The sequence below is a fragment of the Caballeronia sp. KNU42 genome (assembly GCF_053760385.1).
Genome location: NZ_CM132389.1, coordinates 1,492,775 through 1,518,919, shown reverse-complemented (window position 1 = coordinate 1,518,919; position 26,145 = coordinate 1,492,775). Strand labels below are relative to the sequence as shown.

The following is a 26,145-nucleotide window of genomic DNA, read 5'->3' as shown; positions in this document are numbered from 1 at the left end:
TTCGGAACCGCTGAAGGGCATCCAAAATCGGCCACCGACGTTGAGCCTTGTCCGGCCGCGCAACCACGATTTTTTCGTCGAGGGACAATAGAAACTTCCAGCGGACCAAACGCATATCGCCCGATGAATGCATCGGCCTCTGGAAGCTCTTGCCGCGAGAGGCCGATAAGATGACTGCATCCCCTGCGCTGGTCCTGTTCGACATGGAAGGCGTCTTGTCTCACTACGACCGCGCCGCACGGGTCGCTCATTTGTCGGCCGTGTCAGGTCAGGCGCCGAGGTCGTGCGTCACGCTATCTGGGGGTCCGGGCTCGAAGCACGTGCCGATGCCGGACAGATCAGCGACGACGAATACCTGGGCGAACTGGGCGTCTTGCTGGGCTGCCCTATCCATCGCGACGACTGGCTGGCGGCGCGCCATGCGTCGATCACGCCTTACACAGAAGTGATCGCACTCGCGGCAAGAGTGGCCGATCGCAGCCGAATTGCGGTGCTGACAAACAATTGCCGGCTGGTCACTGACCATATCGGCTATCTGAATCCTCCCGTGGCGCAACTCTTCGGTCCCCACGTGTATGCATCCGCGTCGTTCGGCGCGGCAAAGCCGGCGGCTCAGGCCTATCTTCGCTGTCTCGAACTACTCGGCGCGGACGCGGACGAAACGCTTTTTATCGACGACACGGACACCAACGTAGCCGGCGCGATCAATGCCGGCCTGCACGGATACAAGTTTGTCAGCGCCGAAGCGTTGGCGCGGGAACTGGCGAGCAGGCAATTGCTTTAGCGCGCGATCGGTCCTGAAACGAAGTCAAGCCGGGCAACTGAACATTCCCTGAACACCGAATCGACCGGTGAGCTTGCCGAAGTAACCAGACTGTGTCTCGTGACGTCTGACAGGTGCGCTTTAGCTGGCGCCTTGCTGTATGGCCTCGCCGATCTCGGCGTTGGAATACGCTTTACCGCCGATGCCCCAGGCGCCATCAACCGCATACGTCACGTTGACGAACGTCCGGTCGCGCGGATGGCCGCCCGCCTTGAACCGGTCGATGATGTCAGTGACCGCGCCAACAAAATCCTGCTTGACCTCCGCATTCGGGAAGGTAGCCGACGGAACCTTCACCTCGACAATTGCCAGCGACTGGGGCTTGCCGCCGACATAACTCTGCGACTCCGGGCTCACGACCACATGACCGATGACGTTCGGGGTCATGAACCGGTTGCCGGTCAGGCCGTGTGCTTGCAGCAACGCGTGAGCGACAAGCGGGAATACCTCACGCTCGCCTTCGCGGGTGAGAAGGCCTTCGCTGACTTGAATTGAAATAGGCATTTAAGCAACTCCTTGATGACGGATGGTCGAATCAGAGCTACGCACTTACATCACGATCGTTATATAACGATCGTGATGTGGCGATAGTTTCACATCAATCGTGCTATCGTCAAGCATCAAATATCGATCGTTATCTGGAGCGTGTGGACATGGCTAATCGGGCGGATCAGAAGGAAGAAAGCAAGCTGCGGATTCTCAAGAGCGCGGGCCGGGGCTTTCGCAGCCTTGGATTCGGCGGCGCCGGTGTGGACGGACTGGCAAAGGATGCCGAGGTCACGTCTGGCGCGTTCTATGCACACTTCAAGTCGAAAGCGGCTGCGTTCCGCGAGGCGGTGACGGTCGGGCTCGACGAACTGAGAGAGGGTATCGAGCAGACACGCGAGCAACTGGGCAGCCGTTGGCGCGAGGGTTTCATCAACTTCTACCTGGGAGATCGCCGTACCTGCGATCTGGCGGAGAGCTGCGCGCTACAAAGCCTTTCGAGCGAAGTGGCCCGCGCCGATGACGAGACCCGGCAGGCCTACGAGACGCAATTGTGCGCGATCATCGAAGCCGTGGCTGGCGGCCTGGAGGGAAAGCCCAAGGCCCGTCGCGAGGAGGCGACCGCACTGCTCGCGATGCTGGTTGGCGGGGTAACGCTCGCGCGCGCGGTGCAGGATCCCGCCATCAGTCACGATATTGCCGCTGCCGTTCGCAAGGCCGCGCTCAAGCTCGGCGTTCATGCATAGTGACGGTGGCTCCCTCAAATGGGCGCCTACGTCACGACCATCGCAACACGCCGTCGCGAACATATTGTGCGAATGCCCGCGCGGCCGGTCCGCTGTTGGATGGCAAATGCAGGCTGATCGCAAAGTTCGGCAAGGCGGGCATGCCGGTATCCGTATCGAGGATATTCATGTCGGCCGGCACGGTGGATGCCAACCATGCGGTGATCGCCAGATCGCTTCTCACAGTCGCCGTGGTCGCCTCGATGTTGCCACTCTCGAACACGCTTCGCCATTCGAGATTCTTCTCCCGCAGCGCTTGTAAAACGACCGGCCTGAACGCGCAGGATTCCGCCACGATCGAGACGGGCAACGGCCGCTTCAGGTGCGCCATTCCCCCTCTTGCACCCACCCAGACAAGCCGCTCGACCCGCAGGCATTCACCCGCGGCGTCGTTCGTGGCGGCTTCTATGACCGCCAGGTCGAGCGAACCGCTCGCAAGCGCTTTGGAGAGATCCGGCGACGTCGCGCACATGAGCGATATCTCCACGTAGGGGCAGGCTTCCGCAAACGCCTTGAAGATGGGCGGAAAGCACGTTCCCACGAGGTCGTACGGCACGCCGATCCGCAGTGGCCCCTGCAATGGACGCGTTGCCATATCTGCCCAGATCTCGTCGTTCATGCCAAGCAGGCGTTTGGCCTTGCCGAGAAAACGTTCGCCGATCCGGGTCAGTTCAAGGCGGCGGCCCTCTCGCTCGAACAGGCTGCAATCGAACGATTCCTCGAGCCGCTTGATCTGCTGGCTCACCGCCCCTTGCGTCAGATGAAGGCTGTTCGCGGCCACAGTCATGCTGCCGTGATCCGCCACGGCGACGAAGGTCCGCAAGAGATTGATGTCGAGATTCTGGGTCATGGACACATTATGTATCGTAATGCATCGCATCAAAAAGTATCGTTTTCCTAATGCGACGCCGCGGAATACAGTGCGATTCAGTTAAGCATTTCGGCAAAGGGGTCATGACAACACCGACAGTCGGTTTCATTGGACTCGGCGCGATGGGGGAAGCCATGGCGCTGAACCTCGCGAAGGCCGGCACGCCGCTGGTGGTCTGGAACCGCACGGCGGCAAAAGCCGGGAAGCTAGTCGAAGCCGGCGCACAGCCTGCAAAAGATGCGGCTGAGGTATTCGCGCGTGCCCGGACCGTCATCCTGATGCTGGTCGATGGCGCCGCCATTGACGTGGTCCTCGACCGTTGCGGTCCCACCTTCGCGTCCCGCGTGCGCGAGCGCACGATCGTCCACATGGGCACGACCTCTCCCGCGTACTCGCGTGGACTGGAAGCCGACATCCGCTCGGCCGGCGGCCGCTACGTCGAGGCGCCCGTCTCGGGATCGCGCAAGCCCGCCGAAGCGGGGCATCTCGTCGCCATGCTTGCCGGCGACGCGGATGCCGTAGAAACCCTCCGTCCGCTGCTCGCCCCGATGTGCCGCGAAACCATGGTGTGCGGGCCTGTTCCGAACGCCCTGCTGATGAAGCTGTCGGTCAACCTGTTCCTGATCGCGCTCGTCACGGGGCTGGCCGAGGCCGTGCATTTCGCCCAGCGCAACCGCCTCGATCTCAGCCAGTTCCTCGCCGTGCTGAACGCCGGTCCCATGGCGAGCGATGTATCACGCGTGAAGGCGCCGAAACTCATCGACCGGGATTTTGCGGTGCAAGCCGCGATCTCCAACGTGCTGGAAAACAACCGCCTGATTGCCGAAGCGGCGCGTGAAAACGGTATCGCCTCTCCGCTGCTGGATGTCTGCCACGCGCTCTATGGCGAAGCGCTGGGACTTGGCCTCGGAGAAGCCGACATGGTTGCGGTGCTCAGGGCAATCGAAGCGCGCAGCGGCCTGCAACGATGATCGGTTTCTTCCTGCTCAGCCTGCCGGTCTTCGGCGTTATTGGCGTGGGATGGGCGGCGACGCGCGCGCATCTCCTGGCCTCGGGCGCGCTCGACACGCTCAACGTCTTCTCGTTTCGTTTTGCGCTTCCAGCCCTTGTTTTACGGCTCATCGCGGGGCAGCCGTTGCGTCAATCGTTCAATCCCGGCTTCTACGCCGGCTATCTTGCATCGGGCGCAATCGTGTTCATGCTGGTCCTGGGCGTGTCGCGTTGGACCGCAGCGTCCACGGTCGCGGCGGCCGGCGCGCACGCGACTACGGCGACGGTGAGCAACCTGGGTTTCCTTGGGCCGCCATTGATGCTCGCCTTCTTCGGCGAGCGTGGAGCGGGTCCGCTGGCAATGGCGATCCTGGCGGAGATCATGGTGCTGCTCTCCCTCGGCGGTGTATTCATGGGCGCCAATGGCGACTCGCGGCGCGGCATCGGTTCCCAGATCCTGCGAGGCACCGTGTTCAATCCTGTTGTCGCGGCGATCGTGGTGGGCGCTTTGCTGGCGGGCACGGGACTCGCGCTGCCCGAGTCGGTCACGCGCTTCCTGGCGTTCCTCGGCGGCGCAGCGGGTCCAACAGCGCTCTTTGCGCTGGGCGGCGCCCTCGCCTTGCAGCGTCCTGACCGCGGCACCGCTGTCGCTGCATGCCTGATCAGTCTCGTGAAACTTGTCGTGTATCCGCTGTTCACGTGGCTTGTTCTCAGCCACGTGATGACGCTCGAACCGTTCTGGGTGCACGCAGGTACTCTGATTGCGTGCTTGCCCTCGGCCGGGAATATCTATGTGCTCGCGCAGCGGTATGACGCCGATCCGCATCGGGTGTCAGCGGCCATTCTCTTGTCCACGATCTCCAGCGTGGTGACCTTTCCATGTGCCGCATGGCTTGTTCTTCGCTAAGGCGCGCGCTCCTGTGCAGGAAAATGCTAACCAAGGGTATATTCAAACTCCCCCAAAAAGAGAAATAACAATGAGTGAGGTCCAGCCTACCCCGGTCACGATACATGCCGAAGACGGCTACGCGCTGAAAGGCCAGATATGGCGCCATGACGAATCGTCCGACGCCTTCGATGCCGGCGGACCCAGGCCCGTGGTCATCATCAACCCGGCCACATCGGTCCGATGCGGCTATTACTCGCGCTTCGCCGCATTCCTGCATGCGCAAGGATTCGATGTCATCACTTATGACTATCGCGGTATCGGCGGATCTCGCCCGGCGTCGCTTCGCAGCTTTCACGCGGGATGGCTGGACTGGGGCCGGCTCGATTTCGAAGCGGTATTGCGCCTGGCATCCGGCACGTTTGCTCGCCAGCCTATACAGGTTGTCGCCCATAGCATCGGCGGCGTCCTGGTGGGGCTGGCTCCGTCGAATCATCTGATCGAACGCGTTTTCACCATGGGCGCGCAATTCGCCCATTGGCGCGACTACGCCAGTAACAAACGATTCGGTATGCTGATCAAATGGCATGCAATCATGCCGGCGCTCACGGCGGCGCTCGGCTATTTTCCCGGTGGCAAGCTCGGCTGGATGGAAGACACCCCACGCGGGGTGGTGTGCGACTGGATCGCGCCGCAACCCCGCTTCGAAGACGCGTTCCGGCGCGGACCACACGCGCTGACGGAGCTTGAGCGCGCAACGCTGGTCGAGGGTTTTGCCGCGATGCACGGGCCAATGCTCGCACTCAGCGTAACCGATGACGAATTCGGCACGGAATCAGCCATTGAACGTCTGCTTGCTTACTTCAGGAACAGCCCGATCACCCATCTGCGTATTCCGCCGGAATCGATGGGGTATCGTGAGATCGGCCACTTTGCGTTTTTCCATAGCCGCTTTGAAGCGTCGCTGTGGCAGATCCCGCTCGAATGGCTGAAGGCTCGCTCAGTGCGTGCCGACCTTGGCGGTTTTGTCGTCAGGACCGACGCCCGGTGAGCGGTTCAAGCCCGCGTCCGCGGCTCCCACGCCAGTTCCATGAATACCTGGCACAGCGCCTCCATCCCCTTGGCATCGTCCGCGTCGAAGCGGCCGATTGAAGGGCTGTCCACGTCCCAGACACCGGCCAGGCTGCCGTCCTTGGCGACCAGCGGCACGACAATCTCGGATTGCGATGCCGAGTCGCACGCAATGTGTCCGGGAAACTCATGCACGTCCTGCACTACCTGCGTGAGCCGGGTTTGCGCGGCAGTGCCGCACACGCCTTTTCCCAGCGCGATGCGAACGCACGCCGGTTTGCCCTGGAAGGGACCGACGACGAGTTCGGCTCCATCGAAGAAATAAAAGCCGCTCCAGTTCAGGTCCGGCAGCGTGTGATACACAAGCGCCGAGAAGTTGGCGGCGTTGGCGATGCGATCGGTTTCATCGCTGAGAAGCGAGCGCGCCTGGGCAATGAGCTCGTCATATTGCGCGGCTTTTGAACCAGTGGATTGCTGGACGGTGAAGGACATGATGGCGATGGTGTGCGCCATGACCGGCTAGGTCATGGCGGTTGAAAGAAGAAAGTCGTTCGACCATAGCACAGCGCACCAAATCCGGCTTACCTCGGCGCCTGCAGCTTTATCGTCGTCATGCCCGGATCGGCGGCTATGGCTTCTTCGGTGAACGGAAAGCGCAGCCATTGCTTGCCGGCGAAGCGCCGGGTTGCATCGGCGAAATGCGGTGAGGCCGGGTCGTCGGATTCCGAATGAGCGAGCATGGTGTCCGCCTGCACACCGTTCGCGTCAAACGAAACCACTTGCAAATAGCTCGCGCCGTGGCCGCTGCGATCGACCGCGTAGCCGCCTGCATCGACCGGATGGAGAGAACACACTACCGTGAAATAACCCGCATCGTCGCAACCGCCAAAGAGCGGGATACGCTCCCCGTTCCGGTCAGCGTGCAGCAGTTCGCCACGGGTGGAGTCGAGCGCAAATCCGTATCGCTGCATGGCGAGGGCCGCGCCACCGAGCGCCTGCTGAAGAGCGGGTTTAAGCGCGGGATTGGAGGTGTCGAGACCGCGTGGCGTTGCAAGCGGCGCAGCCGGATCGAACGGCACGCGGTAGAAATGCGCCAGCCCCGCTCCATCCAGGCGACGCCAGAACTCGTCCCAGAGATTGGCGCCGCGCGCTTGCGTGTTAGCAGTACCGTCCCACTCACGAAGTACCTTGCATGCAGGCGCCAAGTCCACTGTTTGCGGTTGACCGCCGGACGTGGCTTGCTTGATTGAAACCATTGAATCCGTTGCATCGGCACAGACCGTATCAAGGATAGGCTTGCGGAACAATTGCTCCGACATCGACCGGCTATCCAGCACCTTCGTTTCAAGTGCGAGCCGCGTCACACCACCCTTCTGCACCTCCAATTCGGCCGCGAGCATGTGGCCAAAACGCGTGCGCAGCGATTGCTCCGTGCCGGTGATGCCGGCCACGTGCGGATAACCTGTAGTCGGCGCCTGGGCGTTGGTCAGCCAGTAACTGCCGTTGAAGTTGCCCACATAATCACCGCGCGCCATGTGCGGCATGTCTGCCACTGGCAATGCCCCCGCTTGCACACTCGATGCCTCCACGCGCCATTCGCAGGCACTTTTCGAACCGTCGAGAAACGGCACGCCGGGCGCTTTCGCATCGAATGCGCGGCCGAGCGGCGTCGTGCAGACCGCCGCCAGCGAATCAGGCACGTCCGGCACCGCGCCAATGTCGGCGAACCACACACGCGGGTCGCCGCGACCGATCGCCAGGGTGTTGACCCACGGCGTGGCCGCGAGGCGTTTCTGGATCGCGATGAAATCGTCGAGTGAGCGCGCCTGGCTCCACGCCAGGAAATTCTCGAAGGAGCGCGTGTTGCCGGTATTCACGTCGCGCAGCGCGAACGCGTGTTGTGCATTCCATGCAAGCGCAGGCGACATCGACGAGAGATCCACCAGCGGACCAAAACGCGAGCGGTACAGCGTGCGAGTGATCGATGTCAGGCTGCCGTCGGCGTTGCGCGTCTGGACCGTGACGGGCACGGGTGTCATCGGTTCGCTGACGCCGTCGTAGATATAACGCGTGGGATTGGCAGGATCGAGCGACAACTGGAAAATGCCGAAGCGCCGTGCGCTCGACACGGTATGCGTCCAGGCGATGTCGTCGTTAAAGCCGATCATCACGACCGGCACGCCAAGAAACGATGCGCCCGCCACATTCAACCGGCCCGGGATGGTTAGCTGTGCTTCATAGAAGCGGTCAGGTCCGCGCAGGAACCAGTGCGGGTTGCCAAACAGGAGACTGCGGCCTTCCTGCGTGACCGGTGCACCGAACGCCAGTGCATTGCTGCCGATACCCCGCCGCCCGCCTATGTCGAGTTGCGAAGGTGTTATGTCGATCGCGCCGGTTTGCATCGCCGGCGCCGGCTGTGCGGCTTTCGCAGGAGGCTGCGCGCGCGCTATCTGCGGTAAAAACCGTACGGCGCCGCCTGCAAGATTCGCTGCCACCATCCGCCGGATCATATCGTCTGACGTGATCTTGGCAACCCACGGCTTGCCTCTGCACTCGGCATTCGCGCCGCCCATGTGCCTCGCATTCAGCTCGTCGAGGTAGCGGTTGTAGCCTGCCGCAAACCCATTCATCAAGTCGAGAATGGGTTTGGACTGAGCGGCTCGATAACGCTCGACAGCGCTCGCGTCATCGACGAAACGAAAGAAGAAATCGGCATCGAGATTACGCGGCTGCCCGAAGGAAGCGGCCGTTGGCGGCTTCGCATCGGCGCCGAAATTCGCCGAGCGCTCGCCGCGAAACGTGACGAAAGCATCCGCGAGCGTGCACAGGTTGTCTTGCGCCTGCACGTATCCGTAGCCATAACCGAGGCTCGCCCAATCGTCGGCCTTGATATGCGGGATACCGTCTTGCGTACGGCGGATCTCGACGTTAAAGGGCGACCCGGCACCCGCCAGGTTTTGGGGGCCTTGTACGCAGCCGCTCAACGTGATTACGGTGGCTACGGTGACTGCGGCGAACACCACCGCCGCCGCGAACCTGACAACTTGCTTCATGGGATTCAACCTTGAATCAATGGGCGAAACTGATGGGTGAACCGCCGTGAGGATGCGGGACCGTGCCCATCGGAATACCATAAATCGCGCCGAGTGTGTCGGCGTGCATCAACTCCGCGGGGGTGCCCGATGCCAACAAGCGGCCGCCCTTGAGCGCGAGGAGATCGTCGCAGAAACGCGCGGCCATGTTGACGTCGTGCAGCACCACCACCACACCGAGTCCGCGCTCGACACTCAAGGTCCGCACCAGTTGCAATACCTCGATCTGATGCGCAATGTCCAGCGCCGAAATGGGCTCGTCAAGCAGCAGACATTCGCTGTCCTGCGCGACAAGCATGGCAAGCCACACGCGCTGGCGCTCGCCGCCGGAAAGACTGTCCACCGTGCGGTGCGCAAAACGCTCGACGTCGGTCAGCCGCATCGCCTCTTCCACCTTCGCGCCGTCTTGTGCGCTGAAGCGGCCGAGCGCACCGTGCCACGGATAACGCCCCAGCGCGACGAGTTCGCGCACGGTCATGCCGTCGGCAGCGGGCGGCTGTTGTGGCAGGTATGCGACCTTGCGCGCGAACGCGCGGCCTTCCCAGTCGTCGAGCGGCTTGCCCGCGAAACGCAACGTGCCGCTGCCCGGCGCTTGCTGGCGCGCGAGCAGCTTCAGCAACGTGGACTTGCCTGAACCATTGTGGCCAATAAGCCCGCATACCCGACGCTTGGGCAACTCGAGCGACAGCGGATGCAGCAGCACCCGCTGGCCGATGCTGAACGAGACTTCATCGAGCGAATACATGGGCTCGCGATCGGACTCAGGTGTGACCACGCTCTCTGCGTCCTGGTCGAGAAATGCAGGGTCGGCGTTCATATTGCTTAGGCCGAAGCAACCGGCGTGGGCGTCTGCAGATGCGCCTGCGGATGAATCGCGTTCGGATGATCGACACGCAAGTCTGCGCCACGGCCGAGCTCAACGACCTGACCGTAGTCAAGCTTGATATAGCGATCGGCGAGATGGTAATAACGGTCGTCGTGCGTGATGACTACGATGGTCTTGCCCTTGGCCTGGAGCTCCGGCAGCAACTGCTTGTAGAACACTTCCTTGAAGGTCGGATCCTGGTCGGCGGCCCATTCATCGAAGACATAGAACGGCCGGTCTTCCAGATACGTGACCAGCAAAGCCAGGCGCTTGCGCTGACCTTGCGAGAGGTCGGTCGTGGAAAACACGCCGTCCTTGATCGTGACCTTGTGATCGAGTTGCAGGTGCTCGAGCAACAACTTCGCGTGGGCGTCGAGGCCATCCACCTTCATGCCGAAGAGCGTGTCGAAGAGGTAGAAGTCATTGAAGACCACCGAGAAATGCTGGCGATAAATATCGCGGTGCGCCTCATCGACCGGCTTGCCGTTGAGCAGGATCTGCCCGCCCTCCGGCGCATAAAGTCCCACGAGCATTTTTGCGAGCGTCGTCTTGCCGCTGCCGTTACCGCCGATCAGGTAAATCAGTTCGCCCGGCTTGAACGTCAGGTCGATCGGGCCCAGCGTGAAGACTTCGTTTTCTTTTTCGCGGAAATATCGATGCGTGACCTTGTCGAGCACGATGCTGTCGAAGGCCTTGGCCGGCGTTTCGTGCAAGGTATCTTCGAGCGGCAGATCGGCATTGACCTGTTCAATCCGCTCCAGTGCAACCTTCGCCGAGCTGATGTTCGGGATGGCGGACAACACGCCTTCGATCGGCATGATCATGTACAGGAAGATCATGGCGTAGCCCGACATGACGTGGGTGCTCACCGGAAACGTGCGCGCGAGCACGAACAGCGTAATGCCGATGAATGCGAGCAGAATAAAGCTGCCCCAGCTCGCGGCCGCCGAGTACAAGATATAGCCGCGCGTGCGCTGGACACGTACCGCTTCCACGTTGGTTTCCAGCGTGTCCGTCACGAATGCGTTCTTGCGTTCGCGATGCAGCTTGAGTTCCTTGGCGCCATCGAAGAGCGCGCGGAAATGCTTGACGAGCTCATCCTCCTTGCGCCGTGAACCACGCAGATGAAACAGCGCTTTCGTGTTGGCGATATGAAAACCCATCGAGCCGATGAAGATGGTCAGTACAGCAAAGAGCAGAATCTGCCATGACAAGTAACCGAGATACACGAGACAACCGGCGATCACCGCGCCGTGCATCGCGAGCGCGGGCAGGCTCAGGAACAATACGACGATCGTGTCCAGGTCCTGCGTCAGCACGGTGAGTGCCTTGGCCGCACCCTGCTTTTCCAGATGCTGGTACGACGCGTCGGCAATGCGCCGGATGGTTCGCATGCGCAGCGTTGCCTTGGCGCGCTGGCCGAGCTGCATGAATAGCGTTTGCGACAGCGTTCGTGTGCCGAGCACGAGCACGCCGACGATCAGGAATTGCCAGCCGAGTTCGACGAGCTTCGTATTCGACGCCCCAAGCGCCTGGTTGATCAGTGCGATGAGCGCCGCGTTGCCGAACCCGCTGACGAGGCTCGCCACCACCGCGACAGCCAGGACCCAGCGTGAGTTGCGGACAAGATACAAGAACAGCGACATGAAACTCCTTGTGGGCAACGAGTGACAACCGAACTCGATTTGGCCCGTGAAAACACGGTCCGACGGCGTCACAGAATAAATAATTCGACAAGTGAAGTCAATTAAATGCGAATCATTTGCATTACAACGACTTCACTGATTAAGGAGTCGCGCGGGGGCTTGAAGAAAGGGCTCGACGCGTCAAGAAGCGGATGCATCACGCGGGTTGCGCTTGAACATCGTGACGATCAGGTACACGCCGCCCAGCAGCGTCGCCATCACGCCTGCCGGCATTTCCTGCGGGAACAGGACCCATCGGCCCAGCCAGTCGGATGCGACCATCAGCGCCGCGCCCAGCGCCGCCGAAACGAACAGCAGCGGCACAGCTCGCCGGATACCGAGCATGCGGGTCATGTGCGGCGCCATGAGGCCGATAAATGACAGCGGGCCGATCACCAGTGTCGCGGCCGCCGTCAGCAGCGCGCTGAGGAGCAGCAGCGCAAAACGGGCGACGGTTATGTCGACTCCCAAGCCCCGCGACACGGCCGCGCCCAACGGCAGGATCTCCAGCCAGCGCCGGCAGAATGGCACCACGCAAAGCGCTGCCAGCGCGACCACGGCAACCACGCCCGCAGCCCCCGCGCTGACGTTATAGGTTGATCCCGCAAGCAGGTTGTAGAGGACGATCACCCGCGGATCGTCGCTCGCAACAGCAATGGTCGACACTGCCTGGAACACGGCGCTGATCGTCACGCCGGCGAGTATCAGCGTGTCGGGTGCATAAGACGATTTGCGTGCAAAGAGCAATAGCGCGCCCAACGTAATCACCGATCCGCATGCGCACCAGACAAGGAACGTCGGCAGCCCCGGACTGGCCGTCAGGAACAACGCCCCGGTGAGCCCCATCGCGCCGCCGGCCGTGATGCCGAGCAGGTCGGGACTCGCCATCGGATTGCCCGTCATGCGCTGGACGATGCCACCCGCGAGCGCAAGCAGGACGCCCACGCCCATCGCCGCGACCACGTGCGGCAGGCGCAGGAACAGCAACGCGGATACCTCCTCCGGGCGGCTGACGTGCCAGCCTGCAAGACCCCGCCCAACCCCCAGCGACAAGCCGATGACCACCAGCAAAACCAGTACGCAAACGCCCGCCGTCAAAGCCAGCGCACGCGATGACAGCGGCTCTGACTGTATCGCGGCTGCATGAGTCAGGTCAGGCCGTCCGCGCAAGCGCCGCAACATGACCAGCAGCAAGGGGGCGCCCAGCAACGTGGTGATTGCGCCCGTTGGAATCGTGGTTCCGAGACGTCCCGCGAATTCCTGCGCGATCTGGTCTGCGAGCCATAGGAGCGCAGCGCCAAACAGGGGCGACCACAACATCCGGTCACGCAAGCGGCGTGCGCCGGCAAGGCGCGCAAGCGTCGGTGCAGCCAGTCCGATGAAGCCGATCACACCCACTGCGCTCACAACGAACGCGGTCACGAGCAAGGTCAGGAAAAGCGCCGCGCCGCGCGTCATCCGCAACGAGACACCCAGGCTGCTCGCGACCGTGTCGCCGAGATCGAACACGGCCATGGGCCGGATGCACAGCAGCAGCAACGCCACACATGGCACGAGCCGCACGAGCAACGCCAGCGCAACGCTCCAGTCGTGCTGTCCAAGCGAGCCGCCGCCCCAGATCATCAGCGCACTCAACAGGTCGTAGTGCGAGATCGCGAGCGCGAAACTCAGCGCGCCGCAGCACAGGTTGACGATCATGCCGCCGAGTATCAGTGCGAGCGGCGAGATGCCGCGCCGCGCCGCCAGCGCAAACACAATCGCCAATGCTACTGCGCCACCGGCCAGTGCGACGCCATCGCGGCCGGACACCAGTAAGCCCGGGGCGTAGACGGTCGCAATCGAGAGTCCTAGGTAGGAGCCGGAGAAGATGCCGAGCGTCATCGGTTCGGCGAGCGGATTGCGCAGCACTTGCTGGGTCGCCACGCCGGCAAGTCCGAGCGCGGCGCCGCACAACCATGCGACCGCGATGCGCGGCAGGTCGCCATAGTGCACCAGCAGCTGTCGCAGATCCGTCGGCGATGGAGCCGTCAACGCTTGCCACCACAACGATGCCGGCAAGCGCTCCTCCAGCCTGTGCAGCGACAACAGCGCGGCCAGCACGATCACAAGACAAACCGGCAGGAGCGGCCAGCGTCCTGAGGGTGCAACGGAGACGGTCGCGACGCTTTTCATGCGTGCTCCTTCGTTGCGCCGGTATGCTCGAAGGCATCGACAAGCTCGCGGGCAAAGAACATCGCAGAAAGAACGCAGCCGTCGGGCGGAACGCGCGGCAGACCCATCATGCGGCCCCCGTTCATGAACGGCATGGCGTGCCACAAGGGGCTGGTTTTCATCATGTTCGCGACGGAAGATGCAAGCGGCTTCATGTAGAGCAGGGTCGCGTCGGGGCTGTTGCCCAGCACGTCGAAACCGGTTGTGGAGAAGGCTCCCGACCGGGTCGCGTTTTGCAGTCCGAGCGTCGTCATCAGTTCACCATAGAAGCTGTTCGGACCGAACACGCGCACATGCGCTTCATCGATAAAATTCACCATGTAGAGCGGCCTGCTACTCACACCCGGCAGCGCGGCAAGTGACGTGCGAGCGTGGTCCATTACCGTGTCCGCTTGCGCGAGTAGTGCTTCGGCGCGCGCTTCGCAGCCCAGCAAATGCGCGAGCTGCAGGGTTTCAGCACGTGCCGCGGAATAGGGCGTGTCGCTCGACCGGTAACGACCGAGCGTGACGGTTGGCGCCACGCGTTCGAGCGCCGCCCGCAGGGTCGCGTGAGCCGGCGAAATGACAATCAGGTCAGGCTTCAATGCGAACAGCAATTCCATGTTCGGCTGGAACATCAGGCCGAGATCCACCACCGACGCAGGCACATCGCACGCCGTGAAATTCCTGCGGAAGTCGCGGGTATTCGCGATCCCGACCGGCACCACGCCGATCGATAGCACCATCTCCGTCAGCCCCCAGTCGAGCACGACAACACGGCGCGGCACCGCCGCCACTGCACCATTGGAGCGTACGGTGGCGGCAAGCACGCCGGCGCCAAGCAGCGCGGAAAGCATGGCGCGTCGGTTCATTGCATGAGTTCGGAGAGGATGGATTGCATGTCGCCGGTCAAACGGTCTTGTTCTGCCACGTCCCTCCGCGCAGTCGAAACAACGGCGGCGAACGCTTCGAGCGTCGGCGCGGCGAACAACGCAGCGAGCTCGACTTCGACCGATAGCTGCCGCGAAATCCGTCGCTGGACCCGGAGGCTGAAAATAGAGTCCCCGCCGAGTTCGAAGAAGTTGTCGCGACGGCTTATGCGTTCAATCGGTTCTATCCCAAGAACGTCGCACCAGATCTGCGCGATGACCGCTTCTACTTCACCTTGCGGTGGTTCGTAGTTCCTCGTGACAGACAGCTCCGGCGCAGGCAAAGCGTGCCGGTCCACCTTGCCGTTCGGCGTCAGCGGCAACGCGTCGAGCACGACTATCGCCCCGGGCACCATGTAGTCGGGCAGGACGTTGTGCAATGCCGTTTTCAACGTTGATCCATCGATCACACTGCCCGCCTGCGCGCTCACGAATGCAACAAGACGAGTGACGTCGTGAAGGGTTGCTACCGCGTCCCGTACGCCGGGTAGCGCAAGCAGCGCCGTCTCGATCTCGCCAAGCTCAATACGGAAACCGCGCAGCTTCACCTGATGATCGATGCGTCCGAGGAACTCCATCTGGCCCGCGTTGTTCCAGCGCACCAGGTCACCGGTTCGATACAAACGGCCGCCCTCGCTCAAGCCGAACGGGTCAGGGATGAAACGTTCCGCCGTCAGCGCTGCACGGTTCAGATAACCCCGCGCCAGTCCCGAGCCTCCCACGTACAGTTCGCCTGCCATGCCTCGCGGCACGAGACACAACGACGCGTCCAGCACGTACGCTGTGCGCTCGCCCACAGGGGTTCCTATCGGTGCATAAGCGCTATCGAATTCGGACGCGCCGTCCGCGCTCCACACGGTCGAGGTAATCACCGTTTCCGACGGCCCATACGCGTTGAAAATGCGCTCGGGGTTCAAGCGCTTCCTGACCGTTTCGAAGCCGCTGCGCGACCAGCCTTCCCCACCGACAATGCACGTCCTGACCGATACCGCACCCGCCTCCGTCTCCTGAGCGAACGCATTGATATAGGCTGGCGGCAAATCCAGTATCGATATCTTGTGCGCCTCCATCTCGGCCGCAAGCCGCTCAGCCGGCCAGACGGCGTCGTCGCGCAATACGAGCGCCGCGCCGCTGATCAACGGAGCCAGCCACTGCTCGGCGGCGGCGTCGAAGCTGATCGAAGCGAAATGCAGTTGGCGGTCTTCCGGGGTGATGCCATAGCGCTTTGCAATGGCCCGGCAATGCATCGACAGCGCGTCGTGCGCCACCGCCACGCCCTTGGGCTTGCCTGTCGAGCCCGATGTATAGATTACGTACGCCAGGTTCCCGCCGGCGAGCTTGACGCACGGATTACTCGCCGGTTCCGCCGATACATCGAGCGTATCCAGATCCAGCCGCTTCAGCCCGGCTTCCGCAGGCAACCGTCCGTGAAGATGCGATTGAGTAATCAGCAACGTGATGCCGCTATCCGCCGCCATGTGAGCGAGACGTTCAACGGGGTACGTCGGGTCCAGCGGTACATATGCACCACCCGCTTTCAGGACGGCCAGCAGGCCCACGATCATTTCAGCCGAACGCGCCACTGCAAACCCGACCCGCACTTCCGGCCCCACCCCTTCCCGCATCAAGCGATGCGCAAGGCGGTTTGCCCGTGCGTTCAGTTCGCCATAACTCAAGCTGTCGTGACCGGACACGAGCGCGAGCGCATCCTGTTGCTGCTGTTCGCGTGCCTCGATCAGCGCGTGCACTGGCAGCACGTTTTGCGCTGACGCAGCTAATGCACCGGCATGGCCCAACGTCAGCAGCGCTTGCCGCTGAGCGCCGTCGAGCAAGTCGAAGTCGGCGAGCAACCGGTGCGCTCCGTCCGCAAACGCGTTCAGGAGTCCGCCCGTTTGGCGTGCAATGCCTGCTATGTCCCGGTCGGCAAACGCCTCATGCGCGAACCGGTAGTCCAGCTTCAGGGTGTCGCCCAGCATTACGCCCAAGGTCAGCGGATAGCTCGTTTCATCGCAGGCACGGACGTTGTCGATCGTCAGGCCACCGGGCGAAGCATCTTTCAGCGCGGTATCGACGGGATAGTTCTCGAAGACCACGACGGTATCGAACAGGCCTTGCGTGCTTGCCCCTGCCCAGCGCTGGATCTCGTACAGCGGCGTGTGCGCATGTTCCTGCGCGGTGATGCCTTGCTGCTGCAATTCGCGCAGCCAGTCGCCCAGCCGCTTGCCGGCATGCGGCTCGGCAATCACCGGCAGCGTATTGATGAAGAGCCCGAGCAACTGCGACGCACCGGCCAGACCGGCAGGCCGGCCAGCCAGTGTCGCGCCGAAGGTCACTGTCGGCTGGTTCGTGTAACGGTGCAGCAGCAGCGCCCACGCGGCCTGCACGAGTGTGTTCACCGTCACGCGTTCCTGGCGGGCAAATGCGACGAGGCGCGCGGTCGATACAGGGTCGAGTTCAAACGTATGTTGACCGTAACCGCTGTCGTTCCTGGTGCCAGTCCGCTCGTAACGGCTCGCGACTGATGCCGCGAGCCGTGTTGGTTCCTCTATCCGCTTTACCTGCTCGCGCCAGTGCGCGGCGCTCGCCTCATCATCGTGCTTCTGCAACCAGCCGATATAGTCGCGATACCGCCCACCGTGCGCGGGCAGGCTCTGCCCGCTGTAGTGCCGCAGCACTTCGCCAAGCAACTGCGCGACGCTCCAGCCGTCCATCAGCACATGATGGTGCGTCCACATGAAGTGATAGCGGTGCGTGTCGACACGCACCAGCGCCAGCCTTTGCAGAGGGGCGCGCGTGACGTCGAAACCCTGCTTGAGATCGGCTGCAGCCAGATCGTCCAGCGCAGCGGCAAGGTCGTGGTGGCCGCGCAAATCATGATGCGTCAATGGCAGCTCCACCGACCGCGCCACCCATTGCAGCCAACCCTCGCCCTGGGGCACAAAACCTGTCCGCAGGATGTCGTGTCGCGCCGTCATCGCGGCCCATGCCGCACTGAAACGCGCAACATCCAGTCCATCGATATCCGCCCGCAGCTGATTCAGGTACACGCTGCTGCTGGGTGCATACAAGGTGTGAAACAACATGCCCGACTGCATGGGTGACAGCGGATAAATATCCACGACGCTCTTCAACGTCAGTGGCAACCGGTCAAGATCGTGCTGTGTCAGTGAAATTAATTCGAAGTCCGAAGGTGTGACGCCAGTTGAACCACTCGTGCAATGGTCGATCACGCGTTCCAGTTCCACGCGAATCGTATCGATCAGCGCTTCAACAGTACTCGCCCGATAACGCTCGCCGCTATACCCCACGCTCAAAGTGAGCTCGCCGTCCAGCACCTTGCCGCTGACCGACAGGTCATGCGGCAACGGCGCCCCTTCGTCCTGCGATCGGCCCGCGGATTCAGACGCGGGTTGCCAGGCAGACGTTGCATCAAAGCTCTGGTCGAACTGGCCGAGATAGTTGAACACGACTTGCGATGGTCCGATGCCACCCAGCGCGTGACGGTCCGCATCGTCACCGAGGTACTTGAGCACGCCAAACCCGAGACCCCGGTCCGGTACCCGGCGCAGTGCTTCCTTGACGCGCCCGAGCGCAGCACCCACATCGCCCTGCGGTTCGAGGGAAACGGGATACAGGCTCGTGAACCAGCCAACCGTGCGGCTCAGGTCGAGGTCGTCGAAGAGATCCTCACGGCCGTGTCCTTCAAGGTCGATGCGGATCCGCTCCTCTGCTGTCCAATTGCAAAGCGCGCGGCCCAGCGCGGTCAGCAGCAGGTCGTTGACATGCGTGCGGTACGCTGCAGGCGCTTCTTGCAGCAGCCGTTGCGTCAAGGTACGGTCGAGATGGAACGTCGCGTGCTGCTGATGAGCCACGAGGTTCGCGCCCAACGGAAAGTCGCAGGGCAAGCCGGCCGGCGTGCGTGCAACTCCCTGCCAGTAGTCGACTTGCGCACGCAGCGCTGGGCTCTTCGCGTGGCGTGCGAGACGTGTCGCCCACTCATTGCATGAAGTTGTCTTCGACGGCAACGAGACGGTTTCGTTGGCCTGCAATTGCGCATACGCGGTTCGCAGGTCTGCCAGCAGAATGCGCCATGACACGCCGTCCACAGCCAGATGGTGGATCACCAGCAAGAGCCGCCAAGTGCCGTCGGAAAAATTGATTGCCAGCGCTTTTAGCAACGGTCCGTGGCCAAGATCAAGGCTACGCTGCGCTTGATTGCAGAGTGTCGTAATGTCGGCCGGTGTGGCTGCCTCGCGTACCCATAACAAGTCCGCGGCCGATTGCTCACTACCCAGCGACCATCGACCGGTTGAGTCTTGCGTAAGGCGTAGCCGCAGCGCGTCGTGGTGCTGCACCAGCGCATGCAACGCACGCTCCAGCAGCGCCGTGTCCAACGGCTCTCGGCTCGTCAGCAGCACTGCCTGGTTCCAGTGATGCCGCCGCTCCATCGGCAGGTCGAGGAACCATGCCTGCATCGGCAGAAGCGCCTTGGTGGTGTCGTGCATAAGCGCGTCAGGGGCGACCCGGGTTGCAGCAACCGGCTCAGCCACCGCCGCAAGCTGGACCACGGTCTGACGCTCGAACAATTGCCGCGGAGTCAGTTTCCATCCAGCTAACCGTACGCGCTCCACAATCAGCAGGCTAAGAATTGAATCGCCGCCCAGTTCGAAGAAGTTATCGTCGCGGCCAACGCGTTCGACGCCCAACACCTCCTGCCAGATACGCGCCAGCATCGGTTCGACATCGCCTTGCGGCGCTTCCCATGCCCGTTCCTGCTGATCAGGCAAAGGCAGCGCACGGCGATCGACCTTGCCATTCGGCGACAGTGGCAGGTGCTCGAGTTCGACCCAGGCGGACGGCACCATGTATTCGGGCAGGACATCGTGAAGGCCCGCAGCCAGCACGTCACGCTGCAGTTCATGACCCGCGCGCGCCGTCACGTATGCGACCAGCCGCTTGCCTCCCGGCCCATCTTGCGCCACGACTACCGCTTCATCTACGCCCGCCAAGGTCTGCAATACCGCTTCGACCTCACCCGGTTCAATCCGAAAACCCCGGATCTTGACCTGATGATCGAGCCGTCCGAGATAGTCGAGCGCTCCATCCTCGCGCCAACGCGCAAGGTCGCCGGTGCGATATAACCGCCCACCATCCTTGAACGGATCGGGCACGAAACGTTCAGCCGTCAGCCCCGGTCGGTTAAGGTAGCCGCGCGCGAGTCCCGCGCCGCCCAGATACAGTTCTCCCGCGACACCCACAGGCAAACGATTCATCGACTGGTCGAGCACATGCGTGCTGACATTCGCGATCGGCCGGCCGATCGGCACGACCGGATCACCTGCCTGGCAAGTCCAGTGCGTGACGTCGATAGCTGCTTCGGTCGGGCCGTACAGGTTATGCAACTGGATATGAGGCAGACGTTGCAGTGCGCGATCCTGCAATGTCGCCGGCAACGCTTCGCCGCTGCAAATGATCTGGCGCAGGCTCCCACAAACGGCGCTGTCACCATCGAGTGAAACGATGAAAGCTTGCAGCATCGGCGGCACGAAATGCAGCGTGGTCACCTTGAAGCGGTCGATCAATTCAACCAGCTTCGCAGGGTCCCGATGGTCCCCCGGCCCCGCCACCGCCAGCCGCGCGCCGAACATGAGTGGCCAGAAAAACTCCCATACCGATACGTCGAAGCTGAACGGGGTCTTCTGCAGAACGGTATCGGTGGCGTCGAGTTGGTAAGCGGCCTGCATCCAGGCCAGCCGGTTGAACAATGCGTTGTGCCGGTTCGCCGCGCCTTTCGGACGTCCAGTGGAACCCGACGTGTAAATCACGTAGGCCAGGTTTTCCGGGTGGAGTTGAATGTCCGGACGAAGCCGAGATTCACCCGATGTATCCAGCACGTCGAGTTCAAGCACCGTGCATGCATCGCCCGGGGGCAGATGCTGGTTCAGGCGTTCGCGCACAGCGTGCTGCGTCAGCAACAAAGCGATGCTGCTATCGCCGATCATGTAGGCGAGCCGCTCGGGCGGATAGTCCGGATCGAGCGGAACGTAAGCGCCGCCCGCTTTCAATATGGCCAGCAAGCCGACCACCATTTCCACTGACCGCGCGAGACCGATACCGACCCTCACTTCCGGTCCGACGCCAAGCTTCACCAGCCGATGCGCAAGTTGGTTGGCACGCTGATCGAGCTGGCGGTAAGTCAGCACCTCGTCGCCGAACAAGAGCGCTAGCGCATCAGGCGTCTTGATCGCGTGGCGTTCGAATAAACGGTGAACAGGCTCTGCTTCGCCAAACTCCGCAGCTTGCGTGCTCCACGCCGACAGGCGCGACAGTTCCTCTTCATCGATAAACGCAATCTCCGCAACCGGCCGATCAGGGTCCTGGCAGAGACCGGTCAACATCGCTTCATAGTGGCGTCCAAGCCGGGCGATGGTTTCAGGGCGATACAACGCGCCCTCGTAGCGTACGGTACACGTGACGGCATCGGCACTCACGCGGATATCCATGCTCAGGTCGAACTTGGCCACATGACTTTCAGCGTCGACGATATCGACGTCAAGGCCGGCAAGTTGCAACTTTCCCGAAGCAGCAGCGCCTTGCACGTTGAAGAGTGTCTGGAAGAGCGGATGGCGATCGGCTTCCCGCTTCACGCCTATCGCATCGACTAGCGGGGCCAGCGTGACGCAGCCGTGATCGAGCGCGGCGCGGGTGTGTTGGCGCACCGATTGCAGCAGCGCGTGTCCCGTCATGGCCGGTTGAACGCGCACGCGATACACCTGCGTATCGACAAAAAGACCAATCAGGTCTTCGCTTTCCTCGCGGGTTCGTCCACTGGTCGGCACGCCGATGCAGAAGTCATCGCTGCCTGAATGGCGTGACAATAACAATTGCCATGCCGCCATCAGCACGGCAAACGGAGTGCAGCGCTCGGCCTTGCAGCGCGAGCGTAGCGCGTTAAATGTTGAGTCAGTCAGCGTGAAGGTATGAGTACGCGCCAGACGTTCCTGAGCCGGCGCGCGAGTGAAATCGACAGGCAGTTCAAAACCTGTCTGAGGTGAGCCGATGTATTCGGTCCACCATGCGACGTCGGCGCGTGCCTTGTCGCTTGCGAGCATGTCGCGTTGCCACGCGGCGAAATCCGCGTACTGCCATGTCAAGGCGGGTGGTTCCGGAGTTACTTCACGTTCCACTATCCGGCCATAAGCGTGAGCGAGTTCGCGCGCGAAGATCGCGTTCGACGAGCCATCGGAGACGAGATGATGAGCCACCACCGACAGCACGTTCCACTGCGGCGACATCACGAAAACCCGCACGCGGATCGCATTTTCGCTGCTCAGGTCGAACGGCTGCCGCGCCTCATGAGCAAGCGCTTCTGCCAGCGCTTCGTCGCGTGCATCGGCCTGAAGCGAGGAAAGATCGGTTAGCGGCAACGGCACATCGGCCGGTGCATCGACTATCTGAACAGGCTTGCCGTCCAGTTCCGCAAATCGCGTACGCAATACGGCCTGCCGCGCACTCACGACATTCAGCGCCTGTTCAAGCGCGCTGATATTGGCCTGTCCGCGCAAGTGAAAAGCGCGCGCGAGATGGTAGGCAGTAGACAGCGGCGCGAGCCGCTGCATGAACCAGAGTCCTTCCTGCGCAGGAGACAGCGGCAGCGGTCCGGCTGGCTCACCGGGCGTCGATAGCTGCGTCGATAAGGACGTCAATAAATCTTGTGTCGCAAAAGACCGCATCGGCGCCCTGCCTCCTGTTGAGTTACCACTGATACTTCAATCCCGCGAGTACGAGTCGGCCTTGGCCCCAGTAGCAAGCACCATTGCTGCACGACGCCATGTAGGTGCGATTGAGCAGGTTGCTTGCATTGAGCGAAGCCGTCCAGCCGTGCATGGAAGGCAACGCGCGGCCGAGGTCGTAACGCAACGCGACGTCCACCAGCGTGGCTGACGCGAGCAGGAGCGAGTTCGACGTATCGCCGTATGAACCGCCGATATAACGCACGCCCGCGCCCGCTTGCACACCATTGAGCGGGCCGCTGGTCACCGTATAGTCCGCCCACAGCGACGCGGTATTACGCGGGATACCGACCGGCACCTTGTCGAGGTTCGACGTATTGCTCTTCGTGTTGAGCAGGTTCGTGTACGTGTAGCTGAAGATCATCGCGAGGTTGTTGGTCAGGCTCGCGTGAGCTTCGACCTCGAAACCCTGCGACCGCACTTCGCCGGTCTGCACCTGGTAGTTGGAGTTGTTCGGGTCCGTGGTCAGCACGTTTTGCTGCGTCAGGTGAAACGCCGATACCGTGACAAAGCTGTTGTAGTTCTTCGGCTGATACTTCACGCCGATCTCATACTGCTGGGCGGTTGTCGGCGAGAACGCGGTACCGGAGGCGGTCGAACCAACTTCCGGCTGGAACGACGTCGTGTAGCTGACGTATGGCGCAAAACCGTTGTCGAACTTGTATACGCCGCCCGCACGCCAAGTGAACGCGCGGTTGAACTGGCTCGTCTGCGCCCCTGTCTTGTAGGACTGGCTATCTTCGTCCGTCCAGTCTTCGCGCACGCCCAGCAGGAACGACCACCGGCCGATGTCGAACTGGTCCTGGGCGTACGTGCCAAGCTGCTTGATGGACTGTTTGTTCGATGTGCCGAGCATGAACGTCGGGTACGGAATGTATTGTCCGTATTGCGGATTCGTGATGCTGAGCGACGGCACGTTATCGTCAGCCGATGCGTAGAAAACGTGGTCGAACTGGATATTCTGATAATCGACACCCACGGTCGCCGTATGCGACACAGGTCCCGTGTTGAAGCGTGCGGTCGCCTGGTTGTCGACCGTGTGCGAGTTCAGCCGGCCGCTGTTCAGGTACGCCTCGCGCGCGAGCTCGGTGCCGTTGTTTGTATAGCCCAGGTCGTCGGCCACGTACTGAACGGTCTGGCTGTTGTGCAGGAAACGATAGCTCTGCTTGAACGACCAGATGTCGTTCAGACGATGATCCAGCTGGTAACCAATCGACTCCTGCGTCTTGCGGAAGCTGTCGAAGTCCGGCTCGCCGGGGTAGAAGCTGCGAGACAACTGTGACACACCGGTCTGGATCGTACCTACCGCCGGCACGGTGTTGTAGATACCCGCCTCGGGGTCGGCCTGATAGTTCGCAAAGACCGTGAACGTGGTGTCTTTCGTCGGCTTCCACGTGATGGTCGGCGAAATTGCAAAGCGCTGCTGGTTCACGTAATCCGTTTGCGTGGCGGTATTGAAACCGTCCGCCGTCAAACGGTAAAGCACCTTGCCATCCTGATCGATAGGACCACTGAAGTCGAAGAAGCCCTGCAAGCGCCCATAGCTGCCGGTCTGGAATCCGACTTCATGCAGCGGCTCAGCCGTCGGCATCTTGCTCACGAGATTCACCGTGCCACCCGGCGAGCCCTGCCCATACAACACCGACGCGGGTCCGTGCAGCAACTCGATACGCTCGAACATATACGGATCGAAGCTCGTCACGTTGAAGCCGAAACCGCCGGCCGGACCGGGCGTGCGCAAACCGTTCCAGAACTCATCGACGAGAAAACCGCGCGCGTACAGGTACTCGAGCGAATCCGTGTTGGTGCCACGCTGCTCCGGGTTGATGCCTGACGTATAGCGCAGCGCCTGCGCGACGCTCTGCGCGTCCTGTATATCCATCTGGTCGCGCGTCACCACCGAGATCGCCTGCGGCGTCTTGATGATCGGCGTGTCGGTCTTGGTGCCCGCCGTGCTCTGTTTAGCCACGTAACCTTTCACCGGTCCCGTGCCCGTTTCCGCGTCGCGCTGACCCTTCACCACCACAGCCGGCAACTGTTGACCCGCGCTGGCGGATGCCGCCGGCTGGCCGGATCCGTCCATGGGCACGACTGCGTCGCTTTGCGCAAACGCAGAGGACGCGAGGAGCACGGCCGCTGCGATCGGCGCGAGCCGCCAGGGATTCCTTGCGCGCCCGCGCGCCCCGATGCGGCCCGCGCCGCGTCGTTCTGATTGTTGTCGTGCCATGGTCTCTTGCAGTTGGTGTGGTGTGATTGGATTTTGTGAACGATAATGCAAATGCGAATGATTACTAATACGAGATTATATCGACGAGATATTTTTTTGTGTGAAATTTCCCTGACTATCGTGCGGGTCTGTTGCGGGTCTGTTGCGGGTCTGTTGCGGGTCTGTTGCGGGTCCGTCAGGCGTTGTCGAGGAAACGCGCGAGGCTGGCAACGGTTGGGTGATCAAACACGTCGCCGGGAGAGAGTTCACGGCCCAGCGTGCGGCGAATACGTGCGACCAGCTTGATGACCAGCAGCGAGTCGCCGCCCAGTTCGAAGAAGTCGTCATCGTCGCCGACAGCGTCGGAATCGACCTCCAGCAAGGTTGCAAAGAGCGTGCGCAGGGCAACGTCGAGGGCGGGTTCCTGGAGTTCGGGAGTCTGTTGATCCATGGTTTGTGGCCTGCTTTCTTTATGGGGAATGGGGAAATTGCGAGCGTTCGACCAGTTCGCTCATCGCCACGACAACCTTGCGAGGCCCTTGATAAGGATCGCGAGCGTGGGCGACGAGCATGTTGTCGAGCATCAGCACGTCACCGGCGCGCCAGTCGAAACGCATCGCGCAGCGCTCATACGCTTCGCCGATCAACGCGATGTCCTCGTTGCTGATCGTGCTGCCGTCGCCGAAAAACGCCTGCCGTGGCATGCGCTCGGGTCCGGCCACATCGAGCAGGTCCATGCGGACATCCGGCGCGAGGCAAGCGATGTGATGCAACTGCACCTGGTTGAAGAACGAGCGCTCACCGGTCAGCGGATGCACGATCACCGCCGGACACACGGTGCGGGTTTGCAGTTCGTCGTTCGGCAGCCATTGGTACCGGACACCCGCCGCCTCGCAGCGCGCTTCCACGACGCGCCGGTCGTCGGTATCGAAGAAGGCGCGCCACGGCACATCCAGACCGCGCGTGAAGGTGCGTACATACATCAGCTGCTTGCGCTCGAACGTATCGACCAGTAGCGGCGGCAACTGCCGCAGCATCTCGCGGCAATCGACAATCGGCGTCGCGCCGCCCTTCACGGACGCCAGTTCGCAGAAGAAGAATTGCCGGCGCGGCCAGCGCGACAGGTGCGAACTTTCGTTGTGGTAGAGGATCATCTGCTGCTCGGGGTAGGGCGTAGAGCGATAGGTATTGCGGCCGCCCTCCTTCTTTGGCAGGTCGCCGTATTCGCCATACAGAGCAGGTGAAATGGCTTCGGCGAAGGCTTCGAAATCAGCAGGCCCGGGGAGGCCAAAATCGCGGAACAGGATGGCGCCGTGGCGGGTGAGCCACGTCTCCAGTTGGTCGCGATGCGCGTCGATCCAGCCGGGTAAATCGATGATCGGACCGGTCGGTGTCAGGACAATGGGCAAGCGCGTGCCGGAGCTGAAAAATGAGGTCTCGACGCAAGCGTCGGTGATCAGGGTCGCGTTCATA

General features: G+C 62.0%; 16 protein-coding genes and 1 pseudogene. 5 read left to right on the top strand and 12 right to left on the bottom strand.

Annotation, left to right across the window (positions count from 1 at the left end):
• Window positions 1-170: 170 nt before the first annotated feature.
• A pseudogene (locus ACSOSP_RS25940) lies at window positions 171-784 on the top strand (HAD family hydrolase).
• A gap of 120 nt (window positions 785-904) precedes the next feature.
• On the opposite strand, the gene ACSOSP_RS25935 reads toward ACSOSP_RS25940, so the two are convergent.
• Window positions 905-1,327, bottom strand: coding sequence for a tautomerase family protein (locus ACSOSP_RS25935; protein ID WP_455311225.1), 423 nt, complete (start codon window positions 1,325-1,327; stop codon window positions 905-907).
• Between the two features lie 149 nt (window positions 1,328-1,476).
• Here ACSOSP_RS25935 and ACSOSP_RS25930 point away from each other — a divergent pair, with 149 nt between their 5' ends.
• On the top strand, window positions 1,477-2,055 hold the full coding sequence (locus ACSOSP_RS25930; RefSeq protein WP_455311224.1) for a TetR/AcrR family transcriptional regulator: 579 nt from the start codon (window positions 1,477-1,479) through the stop codon (window positions 2,053-2,055).
• Between the two features lie 31 nt (window positions 2,056-2,086).
• Here ACSOSP_RS25930 and ACSOSP_RS25925 read toward each other — a convergent pair whose 3' ends face one another.
• Window positions 2,087-2,944, bottom strand: coding sequence for a LysR family transcriptional regulator (locus tag ACSOSP_RS25925; RefSeq protein WP_455311223.1), 858 nt, complete (start codon window positions 2,942-2,944; stop codon window positions 2,087-2,089).
• Between the two features lie 104 nt (window positions 2,945-3,048).
• Here ACSOSP_RS25925 and ACSOSP_RS25920 point away from each other — a divergent pair, with 104 nt between their 5' ends.
• From ACSOSP_RS25920 to ACSOSP_RS25910, 3 genes are all read left to right on the top strand, one after another.
• Window positions 3,049-3,936 (top strand): NAD(P)-dependent oxidoreductase, encoded by an 888-nt coding sequence (locus ACSOSP_RS25920; protein WP_455311222.1) that lies wholly within the window; start codon window positions 3,049-3,051, stop codon window positions 3,934-3,936.
• Window positions 3,933-4,862 (top strand): AEC family transporter, encoded by a 930-nt coding sequence (locus ACSOSP_RS25915; protein ID WP_455311221.1) that lies wholly within the window; start codon window positions 3,933-3,935, stop codon window positions 4,860-4,862. The genes ACSOSP_RS25920 and ACSOSP_RS25915 overlap by 4 nt, the downstream gene beginning before the upstream one ends.
• Before the next feature lie 70 nt (window positions 4,863-4,932).
• Window positions 4,933-5,892, top strand: a complete 960-nt coding sequence (locus tag ACSOSP_RS25910; RefSeq protein WP_455311220.1) for an alpha/beta hydrolase family protein — start codon at window positions 4,933-4,935, stop codon at window positions 5,890-5,892.
• Window positions 5,893-5,897: 5 nt separating this feature from the next.
• On the opposite strand, the gene ACSOSP_RS25905 is transcribed toward ACSOSP_RS25910, so the two are convergent.
• The 10 genes from ACSOSP_RS25905 to ACSOSP_RS25860 all read right to left on the bottom strand — a co-directional run bounded on the left by ACSOSP_RS25905 (window position 5,898) and on the right by ACSOSP_RS25860 (window position 26,144).
• Window positions 5,898-6,425: a GAF domain-containing protein gene (locus tag ACSOSP_RS25905; RefSeq protein WP_455311219.1), complete on the bottom strand. Its 528-nt coding sequence runs from the start codon at window positions 6,423-6,425 to the stop codon at window positions 5,898-5,900.
• 68 nt (window positions 6,426-6,493) lie between these two features.
• Window positions 6,494-8,965, bottom strand: a complete 2,472-nt coding sequence (locus ACSOSP_RS25900) for a penicillin acylase family protein (RefSeq protein ID WP_455311217.1) — start codon at window positions 8,963-8,965, stop codon at window positions 6,494-6,496.
• A gap of 16 nt (window positions 8,966-8,981) precedes the next feature.
• Window positions 8,982-9,821, bottom strand: a complete 840-nt coding sequence (locus tag ACSOSP_RS25895; protein WP_455311216.1) for an ATP-binding cassette domain-containing protein — start codon at window positions 9,819-9,821, stop codon at window positions 8,982-8,984.
• A gap of 5 nt (window positions 9,822-9,826) precedes the next feature.
• On the bottom strand, window positions 9,827-11,515 hold the full coding sequence (locus ACSOSP_RS25890; RefSeq protein WP_455311214.1) for a cyclic peptide export ABC transporter: 1,689 nt from the start codon (window positions 11,513-11,515) through the stop codon (window positions 9,827-9,829).
• Window positions 11,516-11,695: 180 nt separating this feature from the next.
• Entirely contained in the window at window positions 11,696-13,726 is a 2,031-nt protein-coding gene (fhuB, locus tag ACSOSP_RS25885) for a Fe(3+)-hydroxamate ABC transporter permease FhuB (protein ID WP_455311212.1), read from the bottom strand.
• On the bottom strand, window positions 13,723-14,616 hold the full coding sequence (locus ACSOSP_RS25880) for an ABC transporter substrate-binding protein (RefSeq protein WP_455311211.1): 894 nt from the start codon (window positions 14,614-14,616) through the stop codon (window positions 13,723-13,725). The genes fhuB and ACSOSP_RS25880 overlap by 4 nt, the downstream gene beginning before the upstream one ends.
• Window positions 14,613-22,379 carry an amino acid adenylation domain-containing protein gene (locus tag ACSOSP_RS25875; RefSeq protein ID WP_455311210.1) on the bottom strand — a complete coding sequence of 2,589 codons (7,767 nt, stop codon included), beginning with the start codon at window positions 22,377-22,379 and terminating at the stop codon, window positions 14,613-14,615. The genes ACSOSP_RS25880 and ACSOSP_RS25875 overlap by 4 nt, the downstream gene beginning before the upstream one ends.
• Before the next feature lie 49 nt (window positions 22,380-22,428).
• Window positions 22,429-24,693, bottom strand: coding sequence for a TonB-dependent siderophore receptor (locus ACSOSP_RS25870; protein ID WP_455311208.1), 2,265 nt, complete (start codon window positions 24,691-24,693; stop codon window positions 22,429-22,431).
• Window positions 24,694-24,868: 175 nt separating this feature from the next.
• Complete coding sequence (locus ACSOSP_RS25865; RefSeq protein ID WP_455311206.1) at window positions 24,869-25,123, bottom strand: phosphopantetheine-binding protein; 255 nt, start codon at window positions 25,121-25,123, stop codon at window positions 24,869-24,871.
• Window positions 25,124-25,142: 19 nt separating this feature from the next.
• Window positions 25,143-26,144, bottom strand: coding sequence for a TauD/TfdA family dioxygenase (locus ACSOSP_RS25860; RefSeq protein ID WP_455311204.1), 1,002 nt, complete (start codon window positions 26,142-26,144; stop codon window positions 25,143-25,145).
• Window position 26,145 lies beyond the last annotated feature (1 nt).

What these genes read in the sequence shown, in the direction of transcription:
- ACSOSP_RS25935 (WP_455311225.1), bottom strand. Translation starts at nt 1,327, where the DNA reads ATGCCTATTTCAATTCAAGTCAGCGAAGGCCTTCTCACCCGCGAAGGC.
- fhuB (WP_455311212.1), bottom strand. Translation starts at nt 13,726, where the DNA reads ATGAAAAGCGTCGCGACCGTCTCCGTTGCACCCTCAGGACGCTGGCCG.
- ACSOSP_RS25915 (WP_455311221.1), top strand. Translation starts at nt 3,933, where the DNA reads ATGATCGGTTTCTTCCTGCTCAGCCTGCCGGTCTTCGGCGTTATTGGC.
- ACSOSP_RS25910 (WP_455311220.1), top strand. Translation starts at nt 4,933, where the DNA reads ATGAGTGAGGTCCAGCCTACCCCGGTCACGATACATGCCGAAGACGGC.
- ACSOSP_RS25925 (WP_455311223.1), bottom strand. Translation starts at nt 2,944, where the DNA reads ATGACCCAGAATCTCGACATCAATCTCTTGCGGACCTTCGTCGCCGTG.
- ACSOSP_RS25860 (WP_455311204.1), bottom strand. Translation starts at nt 26,144, where the DNA reads ATGAACGCGACCCTGATCACCGACGCTTGCGTCGAGACCTCATTTTTC.
- ACSOSP_RS25865 (WP_455311206.1), bottom strand. Translation starts at nt 25,123, where the DNA reads ATGGATCAACAGACTCCCGAACTCCAGGAACCCGCCCTCGACGTTGCC.
- ACSOSP_RS25900 (WP_455311217.1), bottom strand. Translation starts at nt 8,965, where the DNA reads ATGAAGCAAGTTGTCAGGTTCGCGGCGGCGGTGGTGTTCGCCGCAGTC.
- ACSOSP_RS25905 (WP_455311219.1), bottom strand. Translation starts at nt 6,425, where the DNA reads ATGGCGCACACCATCGCCATCATGTCCTTCACCGTCCAGCAATCCACT.
- ACSOSP_RS25930 (WP_455311224.1), top strand. Translation starts at nt 1,477, where the DNA reads ATGGCTAATCGGGCGGATCAGAAGGAAGAAAGCAAGCTGCGGATTCTC.
- ACSOSP_RS25895 (WP_455311216.1), bottom strand. Translation starts at nt 9,821, where the DNA reads ATGAACGCCGACCCTGCATTTCTCGACCAGGACGCAGAGAGCGTGGTC.
- ACSOSP_RS25870 (WP_455311208.1), bottom strand. Translation starts at nt 24,693, where the DNA reads ATGGCACGACAACAATCAGAACGACGCGGCGCGGGCCGCATCGGGGCG.
- ACSOSP_RS25920 (WP_455311222.1), top strand. Translation starts at nt 3,049, where the DNA reads ATGACAACACCGACAGTCGGTTTCATTGGACTCGGCGCGATGGGGGAA.
- ACSOSP_RS25880 (WP_455311211.1), bottom strand. Translation starts at nt 14,616, where the DNA reads ATGAACCGACGCGCCATGCTTTCCGCGCTGCTTGGCGCCGGCGTGCTT.
- ACSOSP_RS25890 (WP_455311214.1), bottom strand. Translation starts at nt 11,515, where the DNA reads ATGTCGCTGTTCTTGTATCTTGTCCGCAACTCACGCTGGGTCCTGGCT.